The sequence below is a fragment of the Aureimonas sp. AU12 genome (assembly GCF_001463705.1).
Classification (GTDB): domain Bacteria; phylum Pseudomonadota; class Alphaproteobacteria; order Rhizobiales; family Rhizobiaceae; genus Aureimonas.
Genome location: NZ_BBWH01000029.1, coordinates 13,083 through 39,393, shown reverse-complemented (window position 1 = coordinate 39,393; position 26,311 = coordinate 13,083). Strand labels below are relative to the sequence as shown.

20 protein-coding genes and 1 tRNA gene are annotated in these 26,311 nt (G+C 64.8%); 10 read left to right on the top strand and 11 right to left on the bottom strand.

What is annotated here, in order from left to right; translation table 11 throughout:
- Positions 1-177: 177 nt before the first annotated feature.
- On the bottom strand, positions 178-777 hold the full coding sequence (locus AUL33_RS12635; RefSeq protein ID WP_244492196.1) for a site-specific integrase: 600 nt from the start codon (positions 775-777) through the stop codon (positions 178-180).
- Between the two features lie 379 nt (positions 778-1,156).
- Here AUL33_RS12635 and AUL33_RS12630 point away from each other — a divergent pair, with 379 nt between their 5' ends.
- The 7 genes from AUL33_RS12630 (at position 1,157) to AUL33_RS22190 (ending at position 9,474) form a co-directional block, all read left to right on the top strand.
- On the top strand, positions 1,157-2,791 hold the full coding sequence (locus tag AUL33_RS12630; RefSeq protein ID WP_244492194.1) for a class I SAM-dependent DNA methyltransferase: 1,635 nt from the start codon (positions 1,157-1,159) through the stop codon (positions 2,789-2,791).
- On the top strand, positions 2,791-4,209 hold the full coding sequence (locus AUL33_RS21640; RefSeq protein WP_082652563.1) for a restriction endonuclease subunit S: 1,419 nt from the start codon (positions 2,791-2,793) through the stop codon (positions 4,207-4,209). The genes AUL33_RS12630 and AUL33_RS21640 overlap by 1 nt, the downstream gene beginning before the upstream one ends.
- Entirely contained in the window at positions 4,206-4,652 is a 447-nt protein-coding gene (locus AUL33_RS12620; protein WP_062208405.1) for a hypothetical protein, read from the top strand. Before AUL33_RS21640 ends, AUL33_RS12620 begins: the two co-directional genes overlap by 4 nt.
- Positions 4,649-5,410, top strand: coding sequence for a DUF1829 domain-containing protein (locus AUL33_RS12615; protein ID WP_062208402.1), 762 nt, complete (start codon positions 4,649-4,651; stop codon positions 5,408-5,410). Before AUL33_RS12620 ends, AUL33_RS12615 begins: the two co-directional genes overlap by 4 nt.
- Before the next feature lie 13 nt (positions 5,411-5,423).
- Positions 5,424-6,179, top strand: a complete 756-nt coding sequence (locus AUL33_RS12610) for an abortive infection family protein (protein ID WP_062208559.1) — start codon at positions 5,424-5,426, stop codon at positions 6,177-6,179.
- The gene (locus AUL33_RS12605) at positions 6,179-9,319 is read left to right on the top strand and encodes a type I restriction endonuclease subunit R (protein WP_062208399.1); all 3,141 of its coding nucleotides are present in this window, start codon (positions 6,179-6,181) and stop codon (positions 9,317-9,319) included. The genes AUL33_RS12610 and AUL33_RS12605 overlap by 1 nt, the downstream gene beginning before the upstream one ends.
- Positions 9,320-9,396: 77 nt before the next feature.
- A tRNA-OTHER gene (locus AUL33_RS22190) sits at positions 9,397-9,474 on the top strand.
- Between the two features lie 155 nt (positions 9,475-9,629).
- On the opposite strand, the gene AUL33_RS12600 is transcribed toward AUL33_RS22190, so the two are convergent.
- The 3 genes from AUL33_RS12600 to AUL33_RS12590 form a co-directional block, all read right to left on the bottom strand.
- Positions 9,630-10,772: a diguanylate cyclase gene (locus AUL33_RS12600; RefSeq protein WP_062208396.1), complete on the bottom strand. Its 1,143-nt coding sequence runs from the start codon at positions 10,770-10,772 to the stop codon at positions 9,630-9,632.
- Complete coding sequence (locus AUL33_RS12595; RefSeq protein ID WP_062208393.1) at positions 10,769-12,580, bottom strand: ATP-binding protein; 1,812 nt, start codon at positions 12,578-12,580, stop codon at positions 10,769-10,771. The genes AUL33_RS12600 and AUL33_RS12595 overlap by 4 nt, the downstream gene beginning before the upstream one ends.
- A 270-nt stretch (positions 12,581-12,850) precedes the next feature.
- Complete coding sequence (locus AUL33_RS12590) at positions 12,851-13,294, bottom strand: helix-turn-helix domain-containing protein (protein ID WP_062208390.1); 444 nt, start codon at positions 13,292-13,294, stop codon at positions 12,851-12,853.
- A gap of 82 nt (positions 13,295-13,376) precedes the next feature.
- Between AUL33_RS12590 and AUL33_RS12585 the strand changes: the two genes are divergently transcribed.
- The 3 genes from AUL33_RS12585 (at position 13,377) to AUL33_RS12575 (ending at position 18,104) form a co-directional block, all read left to right on the top strand.
- A complete protein-coding gene (locus AUL33_RS12585) occupies positions 13,377-14,189 on the top strand; it encodes an oxidoreductase (RefSeq protein WP_062208387.1) in 813 nt (270 codons plus the stop codon).
- Positions 14,190-14,289: 100 nt separating this feature from the next.
- Entirely contained in the window at positions 14,290-15,405 is a 1,116-nt protein-coding gene (locus AUL33_RS12580; RefSeq protein ID WP_062208384.1) for an NADH:flavin oxidoreductase, read from the top strand.
- A 401-nt stretch (positions 15,406-15,806) separates the two neighbouring features.
- Positions 15,807-18,104 (top strand): TonB-dependent siderophore receptor, encoded by a 2,298-nt coding sequence (locus tag AUL33_RS12575; protein WP_244492191.1) that lies wholly within the window; start codon positions 15,807-15,809, stop codon positions 18,102-18,104.
- Positions 18,105-18,272: 168 nt separating this feature from the next.
- On the opposite strand, the gene AUL33_RS12570 is transcribed toward AUL33_RS12575, so the two are convergent.
- The 7 genes from AUL33_RS12570 to AUL33_RS12540 form a co-directional block, all read right to left on the bottom strand.
- Entirely contained in the window at positions 18,273-19,031 is a 759-nt protein-coding gene (locus AUL33_RS12570; RefSeq protein WP_062208381.1) for an ABC transporter ATP-binding protein, read from the bottom strand.
- Positions 19,028-19,996 (bottom strand): iron chelate uptake ABC transporter family permease subunit, encoded by a 969-nt coding sequence (locus AUL33_RS12565; RefSeq protein WP_062208378.1) that lies wholly within the window; start codon positions 19,994-19,996, stop codon positions 19,028-19,030. The genes AUL33_RS12570 and AUL33_RS12565 overlap by 4 nt, the downstream gene beginning before the upstream one ends.
- Complete coding sequence (locus AUL33_RS12560; RefSeq protein WP_062208375.1) at positions 19,986-20,948, bottom strand: ABC transporter permease; 963 nt, start codon at positions 20,946-20,948, stop codon at positions 19,986-19,988. The genes AUL33_RS12565 and AUL33_RS12560 overlap by 11 nt, the downstream gene beginning before the upstream one ends.
- Positions 20,949-20,999: 51 nt before the next feature.
- Entirely contained in the window at positions 21,000-21,932 is a 933-nt protein-coding gene (locus tag AUL33_RS12555) for a siderophore ABC transporter substrate-binding protein (RefSeq protein WP_062208553.1), read from the bottom strand.
- Positions 21,933-21,985: 53 nt separating this feature from the next.
- Entirely contained in the window at positions 21,986-22,264 is a 279-nt protein-coding gene (locus AUL33_RS12550) for a DUF2218 domain-containing protein (RefSeq protein WP_062208372.1), read from the bottom strand.
- A gap of 570 nt (positions 22,265-22,834) precedes the next feature.
- On the bottom strand, positions 22,835-24,559 hold the full coding sequence (gene poxB, locus AUL33_RS12545; RefSeq protein WP_062208369.1) for a ubiquinone-dependent pyruvate dehydrogenase: 1,725 nt from the start codon (positions 24,557-24,559) through the stop codon (positions 22,835-22,837).
- Positions 24,560-24,899: 340 nt separating this feature from the next.
- A complete protein-coding gene (locus tag AUL33_RS12540; protein ID WP_062208366.1) occupies positions 24,900-26,288 on the bottom strand; it encodes a polysaccharide biosynthesis/export family protein in 1,389 nt (462 codons plus the stop codon).
- Positions 26,289-26,311: the final 23 nt, after the last annotated feature.

The following is a 26,311-nucleotide window of genomic DNA, read 5'->3' as shown; positions in this document are numbered from 1 at the left end:
GACATTGCCAAGCTCTTTCTGGACTTGGCAGACACAGCCTCGCTTGCGCTGGCGGCTGTTACGAAGGGCAGGATCATGGCCCCTAAATCCTTCTCCACCGTCTTTTTCCCCGCGGTGAAGCTCGCGAAGCGGCAACATTATGGATTGCCGATAAGGAGTCAAGATTGAAAGAGACGCTCAAAGGAGCTCCACTGCTGCGCGTTTCAGGTCGTCCCGAACATCGATATAGCGTTGAGTGGTCGAGAGATTTCGGTGGCCGGCCAGTTCCATGATGACTTTCGCGGAAACAGCCTGGCTGTGTGCCAAACGCGTAATGAACCATCTCCGGCCGCTATGGCTGGTTGCGCCTTCAAGGCCGGCCTGCCGGTACAGCTGCCCCATCAGTTGACACAGTGTGTTGGCGGAGAAGGCCGTTCGCTTCTGCGTCACCAACAACGGGTCCGCAACGGCGATGACCGAAAAGCCCTTGTCCTGGCGATAACGCCGGATTTCTTTCCGCAGACGCTCGCTGAGGAAGACCACCCGCGCATGACCGCCCTTCGTGACCTCTGCAGACAACCGGAGCTGCTCTCGCGCGTCGCCATCACCGTCAATGACGTCGCCGACCTTTAGCGACGCTATCTCCCCGACGCGAAGGCCCGCGAGATAGCTCAGCATGAACGCCATCCGATTGCGCCCGGCATGCTTGGTCTGGGCCACCACGGCCATGACCCGCTTGAACTCCGCATCAGTTGGCACGCGCGCCTGCTTCATCTCGACCTCATGAAAAGCGATCATTTATCGCGTTTCATGATGTTGCCTGCCATGCAAAAGAGCGACCGCACTGTCGAGCTGTCGAGGACATTAGGTAGATCAAAGACTTAGGCAGGACTGAGCCCGAAACGTCACAAATTGTAGATTTTACAACATTACGCTGGCGACTCGTTTATGACCCGAGACGTGTACCGATAGAATGGGCATTAAAATTTGTGGAGCTGGAATGGCTGATCGGGCGCAAAAGGACCGGTTCCTAGTGGCCCTTGCTGAGCTTGGCGGCTCTGCGGGCAATGCGCGGCTACGAGAAACCTTACAGTGGGACGAAGCAGCCTACATCTCGGTTAGAGAGGCGCTTGTCGCCGGCGGGGCGATAGTTCCTGGGCGCGGTCGGGGAGGATCGGTGTCGCTCGGCAGCACGTTAAGCGGTGCAACCGAAACTGATAAATCGTCACCTGTCGTACTCCCCGCAAAACTTGCTCGCAATGGAAATGGCGGCGATCTTGGCTTCGAGGCAGATCTCTTCAAGACCGCCGACAAATTGCGCGGTAACATGGAGCCGTCCGACTACAAGCACATTGCGCTGGGTCTGATCTTCCTCAAGCACATTTCCGACAGCTTCGAGGCCAAGCGCGCCGAGCTACTGGCCGATTATCCTGACGGCGCCGAAGACCCGGACGAATATTCCGCCGAAAACGTCTTCTGGGTGCCGAAGGAAGCGCGCTGGTCGCATCTTCAGTCGAACGCAAAGCAACCGTCGATCGGAAAGATGATCGACGAGGCGATGATCGCCATCGAGAAGCGAAATGAAACCTTGAAAGGCGTACTGCCCAAGGACTACGCCCGGCCCGCACTCAACGCGGTCATGCTTGGCGAACTGATCGATCTCATCTCGGGGATCGCGCTCGGCCAGGAAAAGGGCGAGGCGCGCGACGTGCTCGGCCGGGTCTATGAATATTTCCTCGGCCAATTCGCTGGTTCGGAAGGCAAGCGCGGCGGCGAGTTTTATACGCCGCGTTCAGTCGTTCGCGTCATGGTCGAGATGATCGAACCCTACAAGGGCCGTGTCTACGACCCCTGCTGCGGCTCGGGCGGCATGTTCGTCCAATCCGAGAAGTTCGCGTTGGAGCACGAAGGCCGGATCGGCGACATCGCCATCTATGGCCAGGAGTCGAACTACACGACTTGGCGGCTCTGCAAAATGAACCTAGCCGTGCGCGGCATCGACGCGGACATCAAATGGAACAACGAGGGCAGCTTTCATAAGGACGAGCTGCGCGACCTTAAAGCCGAATACATTCTCGCCAACCCGCCCTTCAACATCTCCGATTGGGGCGGCGATCGGCTGCGTGACGACGTGCGCTGGGGATATGGTGTTCCGCCTGCCAGCAACGCTAACTTCGCCTGGGTGCAGCATATCGTGCACCACCTCGGGCCAAGTGGAACGGCAGGGGTGGTGCTAGCAAACGGCTCGATGTCGTCGACGCAAAGCGGAGAAGACACGATACGCCGCGCGCTGATCGAAGGCGTCGGCGGCGCACCGGGCGTCGTCGATTGCATGATCGCGCTTCCCGGCCAGCTTTTTTATTCGACGCAAATTCCGGTCTGCCTCTGGTTCCTCGCCAGGGACAAGTCGAACGGCATCGCCCGCAATGCCAAGCTGCGCGATAGGCGCAGCGAGATCCTGTTTATCGACGCTCGTAAGCTCGGTCACATGGTGGACCGCACACGCAAGGAGTTCTCCGACGCCGATATCGGTAGGATCACCCGCGCCTATCACGCTTGGCGTGGCGAAGCCGATGCTGGCAAATACGAAGACATTCCCGGTTTCTGCAAAGCCGCAACGATCGAGGAAGTGCGGCAGCAGGCACACGTGTTGACGCCGGGGCGATATGTTGGGACTGCCGATGTCAACGATGCTGACGGGTTGTTCGCCGATCGATTTGCGGAACTGACAGAAAAGCTCAAGGGCCATTTCGCGGATGCGGAGGCGCTTTCTGCTCGCATCGTTGAAAGCCTCCAGCGAGTGGTTGGCTGATGGCGCGAGCCCAGACCATAACTGGCGGGCGAGATGCGACCGCGGCCGTTATCCCGGGGCGATATGCACTCTCAGTAGGGATGCCAAATCTGCCCGCTCCCGAGGGGTGGAATTGGACACCCTTGTCATCGGTCGCCCGGCTCGAATCGGGCCATACGCCGAGCCGTCGTCACCCCGAGTATTGGGGCGGGTCGATCCCCTGGATCGGTATTCGTGATGCCACAGGAAATCATGGCCGCGTCATCCACGAGACAATTGAATCCACAAACGAAATCGGGATAGAGAATTCCTCTGCCCGCGTGCTTCCAAAAGATACTGTTTGCTTATCCAGAACGGCTTCCGTGGGCTACGTCGTCGTCATGGGTCGCCCGATGTCAACCAGCCAGGACTTCGTGAACTGGATTTGCTCGGACAAGCTAAACCCTCATTTTCTCAAATATGTCCTACTCGCCGAGCGCGAAGCGCTGTTAATGTTCGCAGTCGGGAGTGTCCACCAGACGATCTACTTTCCGGAGGCGAAAGCGTTTTACATCTGCATGCCAGATCGAAACACTCAGGATTCGATCGTCGAAGTCCTCGGCGCGCTTGACGAAAAGATTGAACTGAACCGGCGGACGAACGAGACGCTGGAGGCGATGGCGCGAGCGCTCTTCAAAGATTGGTTCGTCGATTTCGGCCCCACCCGTGCCAAGATGGAAGGCCGCGCGCCCTATCTCGCGGCAGATATTTGGTCGCTTTTCCCGAACAAAATTGACAATCAGGGCAAGCCTGAAGATTGGAGCACTAGCACGCTTAAAGAAATCGCATTTCGAAATAAAGGACAGATACGAACTGGGCCTTTCGGTAGCCAGTTGCATCGATCTGATTATCTCCCAGTGGGAATTCCGGTCGTAATGCCCGCGAACTTGACCTCCGGTGAGATTGTGGAAGATGGGATTGCCCGGATCGGGGCCGCGATGGCACTGCAGCTCTCTGATCACGCAATGACTGATGGAGATATTGTTTACGGACGCCGAGGTGATATCGGGAGGAAGGCACTGGTAGGTCCTGATGAAGCCGGATGGATTTGTGGCACCGGCTGCCTCCGAATAAGTATTCGTTCTAACGAATGCCCTCCACTCTATTTGTTTTACCACCTCGACCGACCGGATGTTCGAGAGTGGATATCTGCCAGAGCCATTGGCGCCACAATGCCAAATCTGAACACAGGTATTCTGGGCGAGGTGGAAGTTCTGCTGCCAGGCGTCGAACTCGCGGCGCAGATTACTCTTGCAATCGAGCCGATGTTCCATCGCATGCGATTTAATCGCCGCGAGAATCAGACGCTTGCCGGCACACGTGATTTCCTCCTTCCAAAGCTCATGTCCGGCGAGGTTCACGTCAGGGACGCCGAGGGGCCTGTCGGGGAAGCCACATGACGGTTTGGCTCAACCAGACAGAAGCCGACACCCTCTTCGCGATGGAGAAGCACCGCGTCGATAAAGAGCGTTGGCGCTTGCCCGATACGGGCGGCGGCATCGTCGTGCCGCTTATCTCGGCAGACGGGGATGAGCCTTTTCACCTCGATATCAGCCGCGGTCGGATCAATCTAGCCAAAGGCAAGATACAGAACCGCGCGCGAACGACGACGGTTCTGGCGCGGATTGATTTCGGCGGCGCGCCGCATCGCAACCCGGACGACGAAGAGATCGCCTGCCCGCATGTGCATCTCTATCGCGAAGGGTTTGGTGATCGGTGGGCATTTCCAATTTCGGCCGAGGTTTTCACGCAGCCGACAGATCACTGGCAGACGCTGGTCCATTTCATGCGGTTCTGCAACATCACTCGTCCGCCCGAATTTGATCGGGGGCTCTTCACATGAGCGAAATCGACCTATTGATTGATGGATATTGGCGCTGGCTGCGGGACAAGACCGCGATCAAGCAACTGAAGGACTGGACCGAGATAACGACGCCGTATCTCGACCGGCATAACGACTACCTCCAGATTTATGCTCGCAAGACGGACAAGGGCTTCACGCTGACCGATGGTGGGGAAACGCTGCTCGATCTTGAACAGTCGGGATGCCTGATGGACAGCCCGAAGCGGCAGGCCATCCTACGAACGATCCTAAACGGCTTCGGCGTCGAGCAGCAGGCAACCGAATTGCAGGTCTCTGCGACCAGCGACAATTTCGCGCTACGCAAACACAATTTGATCCAAGCGGTTCTGTCGGTCCACGACATGTTCTTCCTGGCCTCCTCGACAATCGAAGCGTTGTTCTTCGAGGATGTGGCGGCTTGGCTCGAAAGCGTCGATATTCGATACACGCCGCGAGTGAAGTTCTCGGGCAAGAGTGGTTTCGATCACATGTTCGACTTCGTGATCCCGAAGTCGAAGGTGGCCTCTGAGCGGATCATCCGTGCGATCAACAATCCAAGCCGTAGCACGGCCCAGAATCTGATCATGGCGTGGATCGACACCAAGGACAGCCGGTCTGAAACATCGGAACCATTTGCTTTCCTAAACGACAACGAAAAAACAATCGCAGGCAACGTGACCGACGCACTTCGAAACTACGGGATCACTCCCGTTGCATGGAGCCGGCGAGATCAGTTCCGCGAACGGCTTGTGGCGTAGGGAGGCGGTCGCGATGTCAGCGGACTGGTATCCCGGGATCAGGGCATTTTCCACCCACTGGCGGCACGCGTCGATGCTGCAACAGACGTTCGAGACGCTTGAGCGAGAGTTCGCGGACGAGAACGACGCCTGCATCGACGCGGCCAAGGGTTTCGTGGAATGCGCCTGCCGTTTATTGATCCAGGAGCTGGATGATCCACTGAACCCGATCGACAAGTGGCCAGACAGCCCAATTCGGAATGCGCACCCAAGTTTCAACAATTGGGTTTCCGCGGCCTTCCGTTTGATGGCGATCGTCGAACGTCGCGATGACCCGTTCAGCAAGGTGATATCGCAGCACTACAACCTCACCGAAGCGCTCGGCAAGTTTCGCGATGTTGCTGGGACCGTAAGTCACGGGAAGGAAGGCTTAAGCAAGAGGCTTTCTGCTCATCATCGGCGCTCGGCATTGCTCGCAGCGGATGCGATCGTCACGTTCCTTCACGAGGCCTATCTCGAACGGGAACCCGATCCGGTTCGCACATTCGAACCTTACGAGCGATTTGAAGCGTCGAATGCGATTATCGATGAGTTCGCGACGTTGCGTGCCGAACTCGATGAGGAAGGCTTCATCCGCGCCGTGGTCGTCCTTCCGGACGGCGAAGAGGTGCCCCTGGCGATCGAAACGTCTCGCCTGCTCTTCGGCGTGGACCGCGAAGCCTACAAACTTGTGCTCAATGCATGTCGTGAAGCCAAGGCCGCTGCGCCTCAAGACGCGGAGGTCCCTTGATGGCTTATCTTTCCGAAGCCGCCGTTGAACAGGTCGTGCTCGATCATTTGTCCGGTCTTGGATACGCGATTGCCACGGATGCCCAGATCGGCCCGGATGGGAAGGCGCCGGAGCGCGAGGCGTATGCCGATGTGGTGCTAGTCAAGCGCCTGATGGTAGCGATCGAGAAGCTGAACCCAACGATTCCGGCGGAAGCGCGCGGTGATGCGCTGCGCAAGGTGCTGGCCACAGAGAAGCCGTCGCTCGTTGAAGAGAACCGCCGCCTGCACAAGCTGATGGTCGAAGGCGTCGATGTCGAGTTTTATAGTGATGACGGCACGATCCGTGGCGACAAGGTTTGCCTGATCGATTTCGACGATCTCGCCGCAAACGACTGGCTGGCGACGGGCCAATTCACGGTTATTGAGGGCAGCATCAACCGCCGGCCTGATATCGTCGTCTTCATTAACGGCCTGCCGCTGGGCGTGATTGAGCTCAAAGCGCCTGGCGGCGAAAACGCCACGCTTGCGGGCGCGCACAACCAGCTTCAGACCTACAAGTCGCAAATCCCGTCGCTCTTCCGGACGAACGCGGTCCTTGTCACGTCGGACGGCATTACAGCGCGCGTAGGCTCGCTGACCGCCGATCAAGAACGCTTCATGCCCTGGCGTACCACGGACGGCATAGTCATTGCCGCGAAAGGCCAGCCGGAACTTAATATTCTGATCGAAGGCATTTTTGATCGCCGCCGCCTGCTTGATCTGCTGCACGATTTTACAGTGTTCGGCGAGACGGGTTCGGGCCTCACGAAGATTATCGCGGGCTATCATCAGTTCCATGCCGTGCGGCACGCCGTGGACAAGACCGTTGAGGCGTCGGCACCCCAGGGCGACCGAAAAGTCGGAGTGATTTGGCATACACAGGGTTCGGGTAAAAGCCTGCTGATGGCGTTCTATGCCGGGCAGCTTGTGCGGCGTCCTGAGCTTGAGAACCCTACGATCGTCGTCATCACAGACCGCAACGATTTAGACGACCAGCTTTTCGGCACATTTTCGATGTGCCGCGATCTAATCCGGCAAACGCCTATTCAGGCAGACAGCCGGGACGATCTGCAATTGGCGCTTAGCCGCGCCTCCGGCGGCGTGATATTCACAACCATTCAAAAGTTTTCACCGGCAACTGGCGAAGCGATCTATCCGATGTTGTCGGATCGCCGGAATGTTGTTGTGGTCGCGGACGAAGCCCACCGAAGCCAATATGGCTTCCGGGCACGGATCGAACAGAAAACCGGCGAGATCGCTTATGGCTTCGCGAAGTATCTGCGCGATGCCCTTCCGAACGCGTCCTTCATCGGGTTCACCGGAACGCCGATCGAAATGGACGACGTGAACACGCCTGCCGTGTTCGGCGAGTACATCGACGTTTACGACATCAGCCGGGCAGTAGAAGACGGCGCCACGGTCCCAATCTACTACGAGAGCCGCCTCGCGCGCATCGAACTTGCCGAAGAGGAGAAGCCAAAGATCGATGCCGAGATTGAGGAGCTGACCGAAGACGAGGCAACGACGGAGCAGGAGCGCATCAAGCGCAAGTGGGCAACTGTTGAGGCACTGGTCGGCTCGGAGAAGCGCCTTGCGATGGTTGCCACCGATATGGTCCGGCACTTCGAAGATAGGGTCGCCGCCATGGACGGCAAAGCCATTGTGGTTTGTATGAGCCGGCGCATTTGCGTGGCGCTCTATAACCACATCATCGCGCTACGGCCCGATTGGCACAGCGACGACGACGCTGCGGGCACGATCAAAGTGGTAATGACCGGTTCAGCCGCCGATCCTCAAGGCTGGCAACCACACATTGGAACCAGGGCTCGGCGTGATCTTTTGGCGAAGCGTGCGAAAGACCCAAATGACACGCTGAAGCTCGTGATCGTCCGTGACATGTGGCTGACCGGCTTCGACGCGCCGTCGATGCACACGATGTATATCGACAAGCCGATGAAGGGCCACGGGCTAATGCAGGCCATTGCGCGGGTAAACCGAGTTTTTCGCGACAAGCCCGCTGGCCTCGTTGTCGATTACATCGGGATAGCCCAGAATCTGAAAAACGCACTCGGCCAGTATTCCGGTTCAGATCAACGTCACGCCGGGATAGATGAAGCCGAAGCGGTTGCTGTGCTGCTTGAGAAGTACGAGGTCGTGAAGGCCATGTACCACGGCTTCGACTATGCGCGAGGTTTGGCTGGCACGCCGCATCAGCGCTTGGTGGTGCTCGCCGAAGCGATCGAATGGATACTTGATCACCAGCACGACGCAGCGGCCAAGGAAACCAGCGAGGACGGCAAGCGCCGCGAAAACCGTCGCTATCAGGATGCAGTGCTCGCGCTTTCCAAGGCATTCGCCTTGGCCTCCGCAAGCGATGAGGCCCGCGACATCCGCGATGAAGTGGGCTTCTTCCAGACGGTTCGTGCCGCCCTCGTGAAGTCGCAAGAAAGCTCAGGAAAGAGCAGTGCGGATCGGGAGTTCGCAATCCAGCAGATCCTGGACCGGGCAGTGGTATCCACGGATATCGTGGACATACTTGCTGCCGCCGGCGTTACGACGCCGGATATCTCAATCCTGTCGGACGAATTCCTCGCCGAGGTTCAGCAGCTCGAAAAGAAGAACCTTGCGCTTGAGGCTTTGCGTAAGCTGCTAAACGATGAAATTCGCTCACGCACCAAAACGAACGTGGTGGAGACCAAGCGTTTTTCCGAGCGCTTGGAGGCCGCTATCGCCCGCTACCACACGAACGCAATCAGCACTGTCGAGGTGTTGCAGGAACTAATAAACCTTGCCAAGGAGATCCACGCGGCCCGCAGGCGCGGTGAAGCGGAAGGACTGTCGCAAGACGAGATTGCCTTTTACGACGCTCTCGCCGAGAGCCAGAGCGCCGTCGAGCTGATGGGCAACGAATCCCTGAAAGTGATTGCGCATGAATTGCTCGTCAGCCTTAAGTGCAATATCAGCGTCGATTGGTCTCATCGGGAGAGCGCACGCGCACGAATGCGAGTTTTGGTGAAGCGTATTCTGCGGAAATACGGCTATCCACCGGACCTTCAAGACGCGGCGGTACAGACCGTTCTAAAACAGGCCGAGGCATTGTCAGGCAGTTGGTCAAACTAGATAAATGGCTCTCGGTCTTTTTAGTCGCAACCTCCAGGCAAACAGCGCACTACTAGCGCATGAAAACAGATCATCATGTAAATCAATTGGTTAATATTGTTAGACTCCAATTGAAAATCGCAGTGTCGGCGGTTCGAATCCGTCCCTGGGCACCACGCTTTCCCGACGCGTCGGTGACGGCAGCAAATTCAGCTCCATATTGACGAACGACGGCCCGAACTTCGACCGGCGGACGAACCTCGTGAGTGTCGCGATCCGCATTGATCGCAAGCGGGATGCCAGCAGCGTCAGTGTGGCGTGGCGCTCACGCTCAGTGGGGTGCGCCGGTTTGGCCGGCGTCTGACGGACAGCCGGTTGCGCGTGCGGTGAATTCGGCCTCGTAGGGGATCGCGACGCCGCGCCCGGCAGCCTTGGCGGTATAGAGCGCGCTGTCGGCGCGTCGCATGGCTTCGGTGAAGGACAGCGCGCCATCGTCCACGGTGACCATGCCGATCGAGACGGCGCTGGTGATGAGGTGCGGACCGATCGGGTAGGGCTGGCGGCAGGTCTCGATGATGCGCGTGGCCAGAGCCCCAACGACGCTCGCGTCGGGGCAGATCACGGCGAACTCGTCGCCGCCGAGGCGGGCCGTGACGCCGTTCTCGGCCACGACGTGCTGCAGGCGACGGGCGAATTCTTGGATCAGCTCGTCGCCGGTCACGTGGCCGTAGGTGTCGTTCACCCGCTTGAAACGATCGATGTCGAGATAGAGGAGCGCCGGCGTGCGGAAGCCGGCGCGTGCCGCGGCCGCCTCCTCGGCGAAACACTCGGTGAAGGCGGTGCGGTTGAGGAGATCCGTCATCGGATCGCGGCGCGCGTTTTCCCGCGCCCTCGCCTCGCTGGCGACGAGGAGGGCGGTCAGGGCCTCGAGTTCGGCGACGCGGCGCGCAAGTTCCTGGACACGGCCGAGATCGGCGGACCAGCGCTGCGAGAGAGCGGTCGCCATCTGTGTCAGTTCGCTCGGACCGAACGGCTTGACCATGTAGAAGATCGGCCGGTCCGACCCGATGGCCGCGTCGATGGCGGCCGGCAGATGATCGGAATAGCCGGTGACGATGACGATGTTGGCATGTTCGTCGATGGCGCGGATCCGGCGCCCCGTCTCCAGGCCGTCGATGCCGGGGGGCATGCGGATGTCGAGGAACACGACGCCGAAGGGCCGTCCCTCGGCCATGGCCGTGCTGACGGCGAGGACGGCATCCTCGCCCTGCCGGCAGTAGACGAGGTCGTCGATCGCTGGCGGCTCGTCCGGCTCGCTTTCGCCGAACAGGTCCTGCGACAGCGCGGCGAGATCGCAAGGCCCGTCCGCGCCGGGCTGGCCGACGAGGCTGCCGAGGACGCGGCGATAGCCGTCGAGGACGTGCGGGTCGTCGTCGACGACGAGAATGCGTCGGGGGCGTCGCTCCGGGCTCATGCGGCGATCCGCTGCTGAGCGTTGGTCGCCGGCAGGACGAGGCGAAGGGTTGCGCCCTCGCCGGGCCCTGAGCTCTGCGCCGACAGGCTGCCGCCCATCGCGTTCACCGCATTGGCGCACCAGTGAAGCCCGAGGCCGCCCGAGCGCTCGCGGCGGGTCGAGAAGCCGTTGGCGAAGAGACCGGCGACGTCGCCGGCGGCGATCCCGTCGCCGTCATCGATGACCCGGATCTCGACCGCGGCGAGGCCGTCGTGCAGGCCGGGAACGGCCTCGACCGCGATCCGCCCGGTGCCGCGCGGCGTGGCCTCAATGGCCTGCGCGGCGTTGACGAGGAGATTGTCGAGGATCTGGTCGAAGACGACGCGGTAGCCCAGCACCTCGGCCGCCTCGAAGACGCGGATGTCGAAGACGAGGCCCGGCCTGTGGGCCACCCGGCGGACGGCCTGCGCCACGGCTTCGGCCACATCCACGGCCTCGGGCTGGCGATCGGTCTGCGACAGGTGATCCTGTTCGCGCAGGATCTCCTCCACATGGCCGATCATCGCCTGGAGGGTGCGCAGGTCCGCCTGCCGGCCAGCGCCCGCCTTCAGGGCCTCCCGCGCACAAAGGATCAGGAGCCCGTCGAGCTTGGCGGCGCGCGCGGGATCGAGATCGCCGCGCTCGAGCTCCGCCAGAACCTTCGTCAGCGTCGCCTGCCAGTTCGCCTTGTCGCGGGCTTCCAGCGCCCAGGCGATCGCGGCGATCGGACTGACCGCGTTGCGAAGATTGTGGAGGAGCCCGGCGGCCTGGTCGGCGGCCCCGTGGCGATAGTCGCGCTGCCGCAGCTCGCTGCGCAGTTCCGCCAGCTGCCGGGCCATCGCGTTGAACGAGACGATCGTGTCGCTCAGTTCATCGGCGCCGCGATCCTCCGTCATCGGGCCGAGCGAGCCCGTCTCGGCGACACCCGACAGATGGGCGCGCATGCGCTCGATGCGACGCACGGCGATGAGACGGATCGCGACGCTGAGACAGGCGAGCACCACCAGCATCGAGACGAGCATGAGGCCGCTCGCCCACCCGATGGCGGTCTGGCCCGCCCCCACGTTGCGGCGCGTGGTGACGGTGACGAGCTCGGCGACCGGCTGGCCGTCGACGCCTGCCAGCGTCTTGCGCGCCTCGATCGCGTCGGGCAGGCGGAGGAAGGCGGGCCGTGTTCCCGCGCCGGACGCCGGTTCGAGGCGGAACTTCACCTTCGTCATCGCGCTGAGGGCCGAAACGTCGATCGAACGGGCGAGGAGCACCGTTCCGATCCCGGCCGCGGCCGGGCCGGACGTTTCGACCGGCGCGGTGCCGACGGCGACGAGCGCGCCGCCCACCGACATCAGGCCCGAGCGGACGCCGCCCGGCTGGGACGCGCGCAGGGGATGGGCCGCCGGCAGGCTGGCGCCGCTCAGGAGATGGGCGTTGCCGGCCTCACCGAGGTCGTGGTCGAAGAGAATGCGGCCGTCGCCGTCCAGCAAGGCGACATGGTCGATGCCCATCTCCCGCAGGAGATCCTCCTTCGGGGCATGCGCGGTGCTCGCGCTGGCGCCGGCTCGGGCGGCTGCCGCGATGCCATCGAAGGACGCGTAGAGCCAAGCGGCCTGGGCGACCTGGCTCTCGATCGAGGCGATCGCCTCCTCGGCCCGGCCCTGGTTGCGCTGGCTCGCGGCCTCTTCCAGATCGTAGAAGATCGGCAGGACCGTCGCCTGCATGGTGGCAAAATTCGACCCCGCCGCCAGCACGACGGCGGCGACAAGCGTCAGGTTGATTTTGGTCACGATCCGCATGTGCAACGTTCCTCGTCTCGAAGGAACCCTGCAGGAAACACGTTGAGATCACGTGTAGCTCCGTCCTCGAATCATCGAAGAGTGCGGTGCAATATCTTAGGGCTGCGCCCAGGTGACCGGCGGCGAGCCGTTCGCGATCGGCCTGCTGCCGGCGGAAGGCGAAGCGGAGACCGGGTGAAAGGCGGCCGGGACGGCCTCGACCGACACCGACCCGGCGATCGAACTAGGAACCTGTTGCGAAAAGCTTGGGGGACGGGCGTGGACCGGCCGTCAGCCGACGGCGTCCTTCGCGCTGGCCCGTATCGGCCGCGTTCCGAGTCTCGCACCCGTCACCGCGTCGATGGCGACCGGCTCGATCTCGTGGCCCGTCTCCTCGTCGACATAGCGGGCAAGGTTCGAGCCGCAGTTTCGCTGGGCCCAGGCGCCGATCATCAGGAGAACCGGGAGGAAGTCGCGCCCGGCCTGCGTCAGGACGTAATCCTCGCGCGGCGGCCGATCCGAATAGACGCGCTTCTCCAGAAGCCCGTCCTGCGTCAAGGCGCCAAGGCGCTTCGTCAGCATGGTCGGCGCGATCCCGAGGTTCCTGCGGAACTGGTCGAACCGGGTGAGGCCCGCATGCGCGTCGCGCAGGATCAGCAGGCTCCAGGCGTCGCCAATGGAAGCGATGCCGCGACCGATCGGGCATTGAAGCGTGATAGATTCTGTCTCGACCATATCATTTCGATAGTGACTTACTACTGAAACGATAGTATCAGACTCTCCATCGGCGATCCAGCCTGCGACGGAAGTTGAGCACATGACCACGACCACGGGAGGCATTGCCCTCGTCACCGGCGCCTCGTCCGGGATCGGCCTCGTGACCGCGAAGGCGCTGGCGAAGGCCGGCTACCGGGTGTTCGGCACGAGCCGCAGGCCGGCCGCCGATCTCCCGGGGATCACGATGCTCGTCTGCGACGTGACGGACGAGGCTTCGGTAACGGACCTCGTCGCCGAGATCGTGCGGCAGGCCGGGCGCATCGACCTCGTCGTCAACAATGTCGGGGTGGGGCTTCTGGGCGGCGCCGAAGAATCCTCGATCGCGCAGGCCCAGCGTCTCTTCGACGTCAACGTCTTCGGCGTCGTGCGCGTCGTCAACGCGGTGCTGCCAGTAATGCGCCGCCAGAAGGCCGGCCGGATCGTCAACATGAGTTCGATCCTCGGCCTCATCCCGGCGCCGTTCAACGCCTTCTATGCCTCCACCAAGCATGCGGTCGAAGGCTATACCGAATCTCTCGATCACGAGGTCCGCGCCTTCGGCATTCGCGCGATCCTCGTCGAGCCCGGCGTGACGCGCACGGCCTTCGAGGAGAACCTGACGCGGGCCGACCGGCCGATCGCCGTCTATGCCGGGGAGCGCTCGCGCAGCGAGGCGCTCATGCGCCGGTGGGTCGAGGACGGCGACGCGCCCGAGATCGTGGCCGCGGCCGTGGTCAAGGCGGCGACGGTCACAAGTCCGAAGCTGCGCTACTCGGCGGGCCGGCAGTCGAACCAGGTTCGCGCCCTGCGGCGCTACATGCCCGAGCGCCTCGTCGACCGGATCTTTCGCAAGGTCAACGGCCTGCCGGCCTGACGTCGCGGGCGACGTCGCCGCCCGCGAATGCTTCCTTCCCGCCTGAAACCCCGATCCCACCCCGAGCTTTCGTCCATCCTCCCTTCCGGAGACCATCGCCATGTCCTCCTCCTCCGCCGTCCTCTTCCGCCCGTTCAGCCTGGGCACGATGACCCTGCCCAACCGCATCGTCATGGCGCCGATGACGCGCACTATGGCGCCGGCCGGCGTGCCCGGCCCGTCGAACGCCGCCTATTACCGCCGGCGCGCGGAAGGCGGCGTCGGTCTCATCCTGTCGGAGGGCACGGTGGTCGGCCGTCCCGTTTCACGCAACGAGGCCGACATCCCATTCTTCCACGGCGAACCGGCGCTGGCCGGTTGGAAGGGTGTCGTCGATGCCGTCCACGGGGCGGGCGGGCGCATGGGCCCGCAGCTCTGGCACACCGGCTCGACGCGCGGCATGAGCGGCTGGGAGCCGGAGGGCCCGGTGGAGAGCCCGTCCGGCCTCGTCGGTCCCGGCGAGGCGCGCGGCGAGACGATGAGCGAGGAGGCCATCGCCGACACGGTCGCCGCCTTCGCCGCGGCCGCGGCCGACGCCAAGCGCCTCGGCTTCGATACGATCGAAATCCACGGCGCGCACGGCTACCTGATCGACCAGTTCTTCTGGCAGGGCACGAACATGCGCGCCGACCGATACAACGGCGCGACGATCAAGGAGCGCTCGCGCTTCGCGGCCGAGGTGGTGGCCGCCATCCGGGCGGCGGTCGGGCCGGACTATCCGGTGATCCTGCGCGTCAGCCAGTGGAAGCAGCAGGACTTTTCCGCCCGCCTCGCTCCGAGCCCCGCCGAGATGACCGACTGGCTGCTGCCGCTCGTGGAGGCCGGCGCCGACATCCTCCATTGTTCGCAGCGCCGCTTCTGGGAGCCCGAGTTCCCCGAGATCGACGGCGAGGCCGGGCTGAACTTCGCGGGCTGGGCCAAGAAGCTGACGGGCGCGGCGACGATCAGCGTCGGCTCGGTCGGCCTCTCCAGCGACTTCTTCGGCGCCTTCGGCGGCGAGAACTCGCAGGCCGGCGGCATCGAGCGGCTGGTCGAGCGCATGGAACGCGACGAGTTCGACCTCATCGCGGTGGGCCGCGCGCTGATCAGCGATCCCGACTGGGCGCACAAGATCCAGTCCGGCGATACGGCCGACCTCAGGGGGTTCCACGCCGCGGCCCTGGCCGAACTCGTCTGAGCGGGGCACCGGACCGATGGCGGGACCGCCGGCCTGAAGGGGCCGGCGATCCCGGTGGCGTGATACGCTTCATGGATCGCCTACGGTCGGCGACCTCGCCCTACGCCCCTGCATTCATCGGTGCAGCGAGTGAAAGCAGCCGCGGGATCCTGGAGATCACTCACCGATCCCACGCAAAATCGCAGCAACGACGGTCTGGAACGGGTTGCGACTTCAATACCGCTGCCTCGCGGACCGCTCGCGTTAAGTTGTCGTAATTGTGACTTGATGTTGCCATTATGCAATCATGAATGATTCGATCATGTTTTAGAAGCGTTCTTCGTTGAAGTCGCGGCTAAGGGGCTCGTAAGGCGGGAGGCGGCAAGACCTGCGGGCCAAGGCCTGCTTCCCGGAGAACCAGCATGACAGCGCGCATGATCGCTTCGTTCCACCCGTTCCTGATGGGCGCGTCGCTTGTCGCGCTGACATCCAGTTCCGTCTGGGCGCAGGAGCCGCGCCGGACGCCAGCGGGCCGCGAGACGGCACAGGCCGCGAGCGGTGTGGTGTCGCCCGATACGGTGGTGCTGGATACGGTGGTGGTGGAAGGGGCCGAGGCCGAGGGGGGCCCGCCGGCGACCGGGACCGTCGGACAGCCCCCTGCGCCCTACGCGGGCGGCCAGGTCGGAACGGGTGCGCGCCTCGGCGCGCTCGGCAACCGCTCGATCCTCGAGGCGCCCTTCAATGCCACGAGCTACACCGAGAAGCTGATCCGGGACCAGCAGGCCCGCTCGGTCGCCGACGTCGTGCTGAACGACCCTTCCGTTCGCAACGATGCGCCGGCCTTCAGCGAGCGCGACAGCTTCTTCATCCGCGGCTTCTCGGTGGTCAATCTCGACACGGCCTACGACGGGCTCTTCTACATCTCCAACCCGCGGCGTCACTTCATCGAAGGCATCGAGCGGGTCGAGGTCGTCAAAGGGCCCACAGCCCTCCTCAACGGCGGCGTCGGCCGCGTCGGCGGCACCATCAACCTCGTGCCCAAGCGCGCCGGCGATGCGCCGCTGGCGCGGCTCACCACGACCTATCTCAGCGACTCGCAGGTCTGGCCGCATTTCGACGTCGGCCGTCGCTTCGGGCCCGCGGGCGAGTGGGGCATCCGCGTGAACGGCTCGTATCGCGAGGGCGACACCGCGCTGGACCGCAACGAGAACGAGGTGGTGGTGGGCGCGCTCGGCGCCGACTATCGCGGCGAACGGGTGCGGGCCTCGATCGATCTCAACCATTCCGACCAGAAGATCCAGGCGCCGACCTCGCTGTTCAACGCGGCGGCGCCCGGCGTCCCCATCCCGAGTGCGCCGGACGGCGACATCAACACGTCGAACTCGTTCGAGTTCATCGACTCGACCTACAACATGGCCGCCGGCCGGATCGAGTTCGACATTCTCGACGACACCACGATCTACGCAGCCGCCGGCACCAGCCGCTACCGCGAGGACTTCCTCACCAGTTCCTACACGATCGGCGACGCCCGCATCCGCAATCCGGGTCTCGGCGACGCACAGATCGATTTCGGCTTCAACCCGCAGGAGATCGAGGGTCGCACCGGCGAGATCGGGCTGCGCTCCAAGTTCGACACGGGGCCGGTCGGCCATCAGGTCAACGTCGCGCTGTCGAGCGCGCGCAACGAGAACCATCGCGGCGAGTTCAACCCGCGCAACCTGCGCTTTCCCAGCTACACGACGAACATCTACGATCCCGTGGCGTTCGCGGGAACGCCGCCGAGCCTCGCCGGTCTTCCGCGCGCCAGCGATCTCATTCCCTTCGCCGACATTCTCGCCAACAGCCTGGCGGTGGCCGACACCCTGTCCTTCGGACAGGACCGGTTCCTGCTGACGCTCGGCGGCCGCTACCAGGAAATCCGCTCGCGCGGCTTCAACACGCGTCCGGGGATCGCCACCGCGCCGGTCGGCGAGCAGAACTACTTCTACGAGGATTCGCGGATGAGCCCGGCGGTCGGCGCCGTGGTGCGCCTCACCGACCGCTTCTCCGTCTACGGCAACTATATCGAGGCGCTCAACGAAGGCCCGATCGCGCCGGCGACGGCGCTGAACGCCGACCAGGTGTTCGCGCCGATCGTCAGCAGGCAGAAGGAAGTCGGCGTCAAGTACGACTTCGGCACGTTCGGCTTCACCACGTCGCTCTTCGAGATCGAACAGCCGAGCGGCTTCACCGACCCGGCCTCGCGCATCTTCTCCGTGGACGGACTGCAGACCAATCAGGGTCTCGAGATCACCGTCTTCGGCGAGGTCACCGACAACCTGCGCCTGCTCGGCGGCGTCACCTTCATCGAGGCGGAACTGACGCGCACGCTCGGCGGTCGCTTCGACGGCAATAGCGCACCGGGCGTTCCCAAGACCGCGTTCAACCTCTACGGCGAGTACGACCTGCCCTGGATCGCAGCCGGGCTCACCGCCACCGGCCGCGTGATCTATTCCAGCGGCACGCGCTACGATCAGGCCAACACGCAGCGCGTGGACGACTGGACGCGCGTTGACATCGGCGCACGCTACGGCTTCGTCGGGCCCTACGACAAGCCGGTCGAGATCAAGGCGAATATCGAGAACCTGTTCAACGAGAACTACTGGGCTTCGTCGGCCCGCGGGTTCCTGGCGGCCGGCGCGCCCCGGACCTTCCTGCTCTCGGCCTCGATCGACTTCTGAACGATCGGCGAAGCGATGGCTTCGCCGTCGGATCTGCCGGTAAACCACTGGTTCAAATGGAGCGCATTGTCCGAAGCGATGTTCGGGCGGTGCGCTCTGGCGTTCGATCTTCCGATGGTGCGGGAGGCGGTCCGTTCGAGGCGGTCGGGTCGCCGACCTGGTCTCCCGTCAGCGCCAGAAGACGCAGACGGGCCTCCCGTCGATGCGCACGACCTGCATCTCCATGTCGTAGATCGCCCGCAGCGCCTCCGGGGTGACGATCTCGTCCGGCGTCCCGTCGTGCACCACCGCGCCCTCGCGCATGGCGACGATGCGGTCGCAGTAGCTGGCGGCGAAGTTGATGTCGTGCAGCACCACCACCACCGTCTTGCCGAGATCGTCGGCGGCGCGGCGCAGGATCCCCATCATCGCCACGGCATGTTTCATGTCGAGGTTGTTCAGCGGCTCGTCGAGGAGGATGGCGTCGGTGTCCTGCGCCAGCACCATCGCCACGAAGGCGCGCTGGCGCTGGCCGCCCGAGAGTTCGTCGAGGAAGCGGTGGCGATAGGGATCGAGGCCGAGGAAGCCGATGGCGCGCTCGATCGGCTCGCGGTCGCTCGCGACGAGGCGTCCCTTCGAATGGGGATAGCGCCCGAAGGCGACGAGCTCGGCGACGGTGAGGCGTGCGGCCAGCGCATTGTCCTGCCGCAGCACGGAAAGACGCCGCGCGAGGACGTCGCCGCTCGTGGTGGCGACGTCCATCCCGTCGACGAGGACGCGCCCGGCGTCGGGCTTCATCAGCCGGCTCATGATCGAGAGCAGCGTCGACTTGCCGGCCCCGTTCGGTCCGACGATGGCGGTGACGCCGCCGGCGGGCAGGGCGAGCGTCACGCCGCTCACCACGGTCTGCGCCCCGTAACGCTTGCTGACGGCTTCGATGTCGATCATCGGTTGAGACCCCGGACGAGGAGGACGAGGAAGGCGAGGCCGCCGACGAACTCGATGACGATCGACAGCGCGATGTCGAAGCGGAAGACCCGCTCGAGCACGAACTGGCCGCCCACGAGCGCCAGGATCGCGATGAGCGCCGCCGCCGGCAGCACCACGGCGTGCCGGTGCGAGCGGATCGTGAGATAGGCGAGATTGGCGACGAGCAGGCCGAAGAAGGTGACGGGGCCGACGAGCGCGGTCGAGATCGAAACGAGCAGCGAGACGAGGACGAGCGCGATCGTCACCTCGCGGCGATGGTCGAGCCCGAGATTGACCGCGGCGTCGCGTCCGAGGCCGAGGACGTCGAGCCGTCCGATGCGCCGGGCGATGAACGCCGATATGGCGAGGATCGCCGCGCTCGACCCGGCCAGGAGCGAACCGTCCACCGTGTTGAAGGAGGCGAACATCCGGTCCTGCAGCACCACGAACTCGTTGGGATCGATCAGCCGCTGGAGCAGCCCCGAGACGGAGCGGAACAGGGTGCCGAAGACGATGCCGACGAGGACGAGCAGGTAGAGCGAGCCGAGGCCGCCGGCGAAGAGCCAGCGGTAGAGGAGCGTCGAGAGGCCGACCATAACGGCCACTTCCGCCCCGAAGACGAGGCGGGGATCGAGCGCCGAAGTCGCCGCCGCGCCGAGGCCGAAGACGAGAAGCGTCTGGATGAGGGCGTAGAGCGCGTCGAAGCCCATGATCGAGGGCGTCAGGATGCGGTTGGCGGTGACGGTCTGGAAGAGGACGGTGGACACCGCGATCGCGGTGCCGACCAGCACCATGGCGAGGACCTTGGTGCCGCGGAACGCCAGCACGAAGCTCCAGCTGCCGCGCGCCCCGACGCTGAGGAAGAGAGCGATCGCGAGGAGGCAGGCCAGCGCCAGGCCGGCGACCACGAGGCGTTCGTGCCGCCGCCGCGCCTCAGGCGACACGGGTGCGCCGGTTGAGAAGGAGCACCAAGAAGACGACACTGCCGACGACGCCGAAGACCGTGCCGATCGGGATCTCGTAGGGGGGCCGGATCAGCCGCCCGACGAGGTCGCAGGCGAGAACGAGCGCGGCGCCGAGCGCGGCGACCCAGGGCAGGGTCCGGCGCATGTTGTCGCCCGCGAAGAGGCTGACGACGTTGGGCACGACGAGGCCGAGAAAGGGAATGATGCCCACCGTCGACACGACGCTCGCCGTCACCAGCGAGACGATGACGAGGCCGACGATCATCAGCCGACGGTAGTCGAGGCCGAGATTGGTGGTGAAATCCTCGCCCATGCCCGCCACGGTGAAGCGGTCGGCCGCGACATAGGCGGCGAGTGCGAGGGCGAAGCCGATCCAGAGCAGTTCGTAGCGCCCCCGCAGCACCACCGAGAAGTCGCCGGTGGTCCAGGCGCCGAGCGCCTGCAGGAGGTCGTATCGATAGGCGATGAAGGTGGTGGCCGCCGAGACGACGCCGCCGAGCATCAGCCCGACGAGCGGCACCACGAGGGGTGAGCGCAGCGGCACGCGCGAGAGGATCTGGAGGAACAGCGCCGTGCCGGCCAGCGCGAAGCCGGCGGAGACGAGCATGCGCGTGAGGATCGAGGCGTCGGGGAGGAACAGCGTCGCCGCCAGCATGCCGAGGCTTGCCGACTCCACCGTGCCGGCGGTCGAGGGTTCGACGAAGCGATTGCGGGTCAGCATCTGCATGAGAAGCCCGGCGACGCCGAGCGAGACGCCGGCGAGGATCAGCGCCAGCGTGCGAGGAATTCGGCTGGCCCAGAGGATCTCCATCGCCCGGGCGCTCGACGCGGGGTCGAGGAGCGCGGCCGGCGTGACCTCGCTGACCCCGACGAACAGGCTGGCGAACGCAAGCGCCGCCATCGCGGAGAGGGCGAGGAGGAAGAGGGGCATGGAGCGGGGCAGGGCGGTTGTCGTCAAGACGATGGCGTTCGCGGCGCGCCGTCAGTTGCCCGCTTTCGGCTTCATCGCCTCGGCCAGCTGGTCGACGCTCGCCTGCAGCGCCGTCAGCCCGCCGCCCGCGAGATACCAGCGCGCGGGATCGAGATAGACGACCTGCCCCTTCCGCCAGGCCGTGGTCCCGCGCACCAGTTCGTTGTCGAGGAGCGCGGCGGCGGTGCCTTGGCCGATCGCCGCGTCTCGGTCGATCACGAAGAGCCAGTCCGGGTTGGTCTCGAGGATGTATTCGTTCGAGACGGCCTCGCCGTGGATGGCGGTCGCGAGCTTGGGATCGGCGGGCGCGACGCCGAACTCGGAATGCAGGACGCCGAATCGCGAGCCCGGGCCGAAGGCGCTCATGCGGTTGCCTGTGGCGAGCACGATCAGCCCGCGCCCCGCCTTCGCGGTCTCGGCCTTCAGATCGGCGATCGAGCCGTCGAGCCTGGCGAGCGCCGTCTCGGCCTCGGGGCTCTTGCCGAAGATCCCGGCGAGGGTGCGGATGTTGCGCTCGGCGCTGCCGATCGTGTCGGCCGGGTCGAGCGTCAGGTCGATCACCGGCGCGATGCGCGACAGCGCCTCGAACTGCGGCGCGGACCGGCTGGCGACGATCACGAGATCGGGCTGGAGCGCGTTCACCGCCTCGAAGTCGGGTTCGAAGAGCGATCCGATCTTCGGGGTCGCGTCGTCCGCGTAGCGTGCGAGATAGGCGGGCATGGCGATCACCGGCACGCCCGCGACCGGGATCCCGAGCGCATCGAGCGTGTCGAGCGAGGCGAGATCGAAGGTCACGACGGTCTTCGGCGGGGCTGCCAGTTCGGTGGTGCCGCGCGCATGCTCGACGCTGATCGGCTCGGCCTCTGCGGGAGCGATCAGCGCCAGACCGAGGACGAGGGCGGCGGCGAGGCGCAGAGGCGCATGGCGGGGGGCGGCGTTCGACATGGCGAAGGGTTCCAACGGCGGGACGAGGGCGTTCGAGCGGGAGACGCGGCCCGTCATGTCCACTCGAACCGGAGCGTCTCGCGGAAGGCGAAGCGTTCGAGATGGCTGGCGACGACATCCCGGAGCTGCGCGAGCGCAGCGTCGTCCGAAGCCGAGAGGGCGACGGTCAAGGTCTCGGCTTCGGCCGCGAGCCGCGCCTCGCCGATGGTCAGCACGATCCGGCCCACGGTGAGCGTGAACTCGGTCTCGAACTTGTGAGCCCAGTGCTTGCAGAGCTGCTGGAGATAGCGGGACGCGTGGGCCGTGGTGACGACGGCGCGACTGTCGGGCATGCGTTCATCCTTCTTGTCGATGGGCCGGGACGGTCGTCTCGGCCGCATTCGGACAGGCGGTCAGCCCTTGGTCCTCAGGCGATGGCAGGCACGCGACGAAGCGGCGGTGAGGATCCTCGGCGTCGATGGATCGTCACGCAGGTCTCCGTCGGCGACGCTGTCGAACGCCGCGGCATCGGCGAGCCTTGATGGTGAAGTCTGCATGGTGACGGGATCCCCCGGCGAACCGCGGCACTGCGTTGCGGGTTACCGATTAAAGCTGATAATCACAATCAACTTTGAACGGCAACCTGCAACGTCCCGTTCACACGATTGCGATCCATCGGGGGCACGCCCGCCGATTGCGGCGATCACGTCGTCGCAGCGCTACCGATCGATGATCCACCGCTATGGAGGTGTTTCCTGCACAGCGCCGCGTGGTGCGGACGAAACGCGCCATCCGCCGTTCGTCGTGCGCGCCTTCTCCCTCGGCTCGAAACGCCAGATCCGAGGCCATGGCGCCGAGGCGGGCCCGACGCGTTTCGAACGCGGCCGAGGTCCCGCCACAACGCTCCCGTTCGGGCTGGAAGGTCAGCGCAGAAAATTGGCGCGGGCCAGTTCCGCCACTTCGTCGCCACGGCCGCTCATGATCGCGCGCAGCGTGTAGAGGCTGAAGCCCTTAACCTGCTCGGCCCGGATCTTCGGCGGCATCGCCAATTCCGTCGTCTCGGTGACGACGTCGACAAGCGCCGGTCCGTCATGGGCGAAGGCCTGGCGCAGTGCCCCTTCCAGCTTGTCCGAACTCGTCACCCGCAGACCGAAGAAGCCCATTTCGCGCGCGACTGCGCCGAAGTCGGGGTTCTTCAGCGAAACGTTGGTGTCGACGTAGCCCGCCGCCTTCTGCTCCATCTCGACGAAGCCCAGCGTCGAATTGTTGAAGACCACGATCTTGATCGGCAGGTTCATCTGCACCGCCGTCAGCATGTCGCCCATCAGCATGGTGAGGCCGCCGTCGCCCGAGAGCGAGACGACCTGCCGGCCGGGACAGGCCGCCTGCACGCCGAGCGCCTGCGGCATCGCGTTGGCCATCGAACCGTGGTTGAACGAGCCGATCAGGCGGCGCCGGCCGTTCATCGTCAGGTAGCGCGCCGCCCAGATGGCGGGCGTGCCGACATCGACGGTGAAGACGGCATCCTCGGCGGCGATCGCGTCGACGACCTTGGCGACATATTGCGGATGCAGCGCCTCACCTTCGGCCCGGGGGGTGGCGAGATCGTCGAGGCCCTTGCGGGCCGACCGGTAGTGGTCGCACGCCTTGTCGAGAAAGCCGCGGTCGCGGCCCGGTGCGATCTTCGGGAGCAGCGCGGCGGCCGCTTCGGCCACGTCGGCGAGGATGCCGAGATGGATCTGCGCGCGGCGACCGAGCGCGGACGGGTCGCGGTCGACCTGCACGATCGTCGCCTTGTCGGGATAGAAGTTGCGATAGGGAAAGTCGGTGCCGAGCATGAGGAGCGTGTCGCACTCCATCATCGCATGATAGCCCGACGAGAAGCCGATCAGGCCGGTCATGCCGACATCGAACGGATTGTCCCATTCGATCCATTCCTTGCCCCGGAAGGCGTGGACGATCGGACTTCCCAGCGCGTCGGCGAGTGCCATGACCTCTTCGCGGGCACCGGCGACGCCCGCGCCGCATAGAAGCGTCACCGCCTCGGACGTGTTGAGGATATGGGCGAGGCGTTCGATCTCGGCGGCATCGGGCACCAGCTTGCCGGGAACGAGGTTCGGGAAGTCGGGCCGGGCGCCGGCGGGAACATCCTGCAGCGCGACATCGCCGGGAATGACGATGACGGCGACGCCCTTCTTCGCGATGGCGGTGCGCAGCGCCCGGTGAAGCAGCGCCGGCATCTGCTCGGGCGTCTGCAGCATCTCGCAGAAATGGCTGCATTCGCGGAAGAGTTCCGTCGGATGCGTTTCCTGGAAATAGGTCAGGCCGATCTCGGACGAGGGGATGTGCGCGGCGATGGCGAGCACCGGCACATGGTTGCGCTGGCAGTCGTAGAGGCCGTTGATGAGGTGGAGATTGCCCGGTCCGCAGCTTCCCGCGCAGACCGCGAGCCGGCCGGTGGCGGCCGCCTCGGCGCCCGCCGCGAAGGCGGCGACCTCTTCGTGGCGCACATGCATCCAGTCGATGTCGTCGAAGCGGCGCAGGCTGTCGTTTAGAGCGTTGAGGCTGTCGCCGGTGACGCCCCAGATCCGCTCGACGCCCGCGGCAGCCAGCGTTCGCGTGATGAAGTCGGCGATGGACTGGCCCATGGAGGCTCCCCCGTATTCGATGATGATCGACCGGCGAGAAGGCTGGTCGGTCCGGCATGACCGAACGAGGAACGCCTGGGAAGTGCGGATGCTCCCTTCGAGCGAACGGGGATCGGCGGGGGACGACCGAGGGGGCGTTCGGTGCGCTCCGTCTCCGTGGCCCCGCCGACCCCCCGGGGCGACGGCATCGGGTGTGGCCTCGCGACAGGCGTCGGTGCCACGCCGCGGAGGTACGCCTCTGCGGTCGTCAGGGCAGCCGCCGTCACAGCCGTGCTGGCGGTGGTCCGGGCAGGCTCGGCGGCTGGCGGAGAGCGCCCTCGCCTCGAACCTGCCGCGGCGGTCAGTTCGAGGGTGCGGGAGCGGCCGGCGTCGCCGGTACCGTCGCTGCGGCGCTTGCGGGGGCGGCGGTGCCCGAGCCGACCGGGACGGACGAGCCCGACGAGGCGAAGGGCGCGCCCTGTCCGACCTCGCCGGGGCCGTAGGTCTCGCTGGAGCCGGCGAGCGTGATCTCCACCACGTCGCCGGGGGCGAGCGCGGTGTCCTCGTCGGCGTCGATCGTCTCGGCCTTGCCGCTCGTCTGCCGCACGATCCTGACCTTCGGGCGCGCCTCGTAGCGCGACTCGCCGGCGCTCAGCGGCGCGAAGAAGGCGATCTTCTCGCTCATCTCGCGAAGCCGGGCCTGCGTGTCGAGCAGCGCGACATGCGTCGTCCGCATCTCGTCGAGGATGGCAAGGCGGCTGTCGCTGTCGACCTTCTCGAGATCGCGGCGCAGGTCGATCACCTCGCGCTCGAGGCGCGAGGCTTCCGAGGAGACCTCGAGCGAGCGGCTGGAGGCGAGAAGGATGGCGCGCTGCGCCTCGTTGAACTGGCCGGCTTGCACGAGACCGCGCTTGAAGAGGTTCTCGACGCGGGTCAGATCCGCCTCGTAATTGGCGATCTCCTTTTCCGCGTTGTCCTGCTGTTCGGTGAGGATCGCCGCGCGGCGCTCGCTCTGCGAGATCGCTTGGCGGATCGCGGCGCGCTGCTTCTCGCGGGCGGTGACGCGGTTGCTGAACTCCTCGGTCTCGGTTCGTGCGAAACGCTCGGCGACGGACGGATCGAGGCGGGTGGAGGCGAGGGCGGCGAAGTCGGGCGGCGTGTCGCCGGCCAGCTCGGCCTGCAGCCGGATCTCTCTCGCCTGCGCCGCGACATAGGCGACGAGCAGCCCGTCATAGGCCTTCTCGATGCCGATGATCTCCACCGGGTTCTCGACGCGGGTGCGGAAGAGATTGTAGCCGCCGGCGACGGAGGCGGCTTGGCGCACGGTCAGGCCGGAGCGGAAGCCCTGCGCGCCCGGCGCGAAGATGTCCCCGGTCAGGTAGATCGGCTGGTACTCGACGATGTCGAGGGCGATCTCTTCGGGGTAGATGATCTTCCAGATCGTGTCGCCTTTGGGATCGGCGCCGACCGAGAGGAGCTTCGACTTGAGGTTCTCGACGATGTCGCCCTGCACCTCTTCGAGCGTGCGGCCGGCGGCCGTGAAGGAACCGCCGACGGGAATGCGGATCTGGCCATCGATGCCGACCGGCGCGCGCTGCTTCAGGCCGGGTGTGCCGAGGATCGTGAACTCGACCACGTCGCCGGCCTGCAGCCGGTAGGCCTCGGCCGAGGCGGGCGCGGCGAACGATGCGGCCAGGGCGCAGGCGCCGAGAAGGAGGCGGCGAAGGCGGGGCATGGCGGAAGTCGTCATCGGCGATCTCGTCTCGTCTGGCA

What these genes read in the sequence shown, in the direction of transcription:
- AUL33_RS12635 (WP_244492196.1), bottom strand. Translation starts at nt 777, where the DNA reads ATGATCGCTTTTCATGAGGTCGAGATGAAGCAGGCGCGCGTGCCAACT.
- AUL33_RS12575 (WP_244492191.1), top strand. Translation starts at nt 15,807, where the DNA reads ATGACAGCGCGCATGATCGCTTCGTTCCACCCGTTCCTGATGGGCGCG.
- poxB (WP_062208369.1), bottom strand. Translation starts at nt 24,559, where the DNA reads ATGGGCCAGTCCATCGCCGACTTCATCACGCGAACGCTGGCTGCCGCG.
- AUL33_RS21640 (WP_082652563.1), top strand. Translation starts at nt 2,791, where the DNA reads ATGGCGCGAGCCCAGACCATAACTGGCGGGCGAGATGCGACCGCGGCC.
- AUL33_RS12590 (WP_062208390.1), bottom strand. Translation starts at nt 13,294, where the DNA reads ATGGTCGAGACAGAATCTATCACGCTTCAATGCCCGATCGGTCGCGGC.
- AUL33_RS12580 (WP_062208384.1), top strand. Translation starts at nt 14,290, where the DNA reads ATGTCCTCCTCCTCCGCCGTCCTCTTCCGCCCGTTCAGCCTGGGCACG.
- AUL33_RS12600 (WP_062208396.1), bottom strand. Translation starts at nt 10,772, where the DNA reads ATGAGCCCGGAGCGACGCCCCCGACGCATTCTCGTCGTCGACGACGAC.
- AUL33_RS12595 (WP_062208393.1), bottom strand. Translation starts at nt 12,580, where the DNA reads ATGCGGATCGTGACCAAAATCAACCTGACGCTTGTCGCCGCCGTCGTG.
- AUL33_RS12620 (WP_062208405.1), top strand. Translation starts at nt 4,206, where the DNA reads ATGACGGTTTGGCTCAACCAGACAGAAGCCGACACCCTCTTCGCGATG.
- AUL33_RS12610 (WP_062208559.1), top strand. Translation starts at nt 5,424, where the DNA reads ATGTCAGCGGACTGGTATCCCGGGATCAGGGCATTTTCCACCCACTGG.
- AUL33_RS12550 (WP_062208372.1), bottom strand. Translation starts at nt 22,264, where the DNA reads ATGCCCGACAGTCGCGCCGTCGTCACCACGGCCCACGCGTCCCGCTAT.
- AUL33_RS12555 (WP_062208553.1), bottom strand. Translation starts at nt 21,932, where the DNA reads ATGTCGAACGCCGCCCCCCGCCATGCGCCTCTGCGCCTCGCCGCCGCC.
- AUL33_RS12560 (WP_062208375.1), bottom strand. Translation starts at nt 20,948, where the DNA reads ATGCCCCTCTTCCTCCTCGCCCTCTCCGCGATGGCGGCGCTTGCGTTC.
- AUL33_RS12540 (WP_062208366.1), bottom strand. Translation starts at nt 26,288, where the DNA reads ATGACGACTTCCGCCATGCCCCGCCTTCGCCGCCTCCTTCTCGGCGCC.
- AUL33_RS12615 (WP_062208402.1), top strand. Translation starts at nt 4,649, where the DNA reads ATGAGCGAAATCGACCTATTGATTGATGGATATTGGCGCTGGCTGCGG.
- AUL33_RS12605 (WP_062208399.1), top strand. Translation starts at nt 6,179, where the DNA reads ATGGCTTATCTTTCCGAAGCCGCCGTTGAACAGGTCGTGCTCGATCAT.
- AUL33_RS12585 (WP_062208387.1), top strand. Translation starts at nt 13,377, where the DNA reads ATGACCACGACCACGGGAGGCATTGCCCTCGTCACCGGCGCCTCGTCC.
- AUL33_RS12570 (WP_062208381.1), bottom strand. Translation starts at nt 19,031, where the DNA reads ATGATCGACATCGAAGCCGTCAGCAAGCGTTACGGGGCGCAGACCGTG.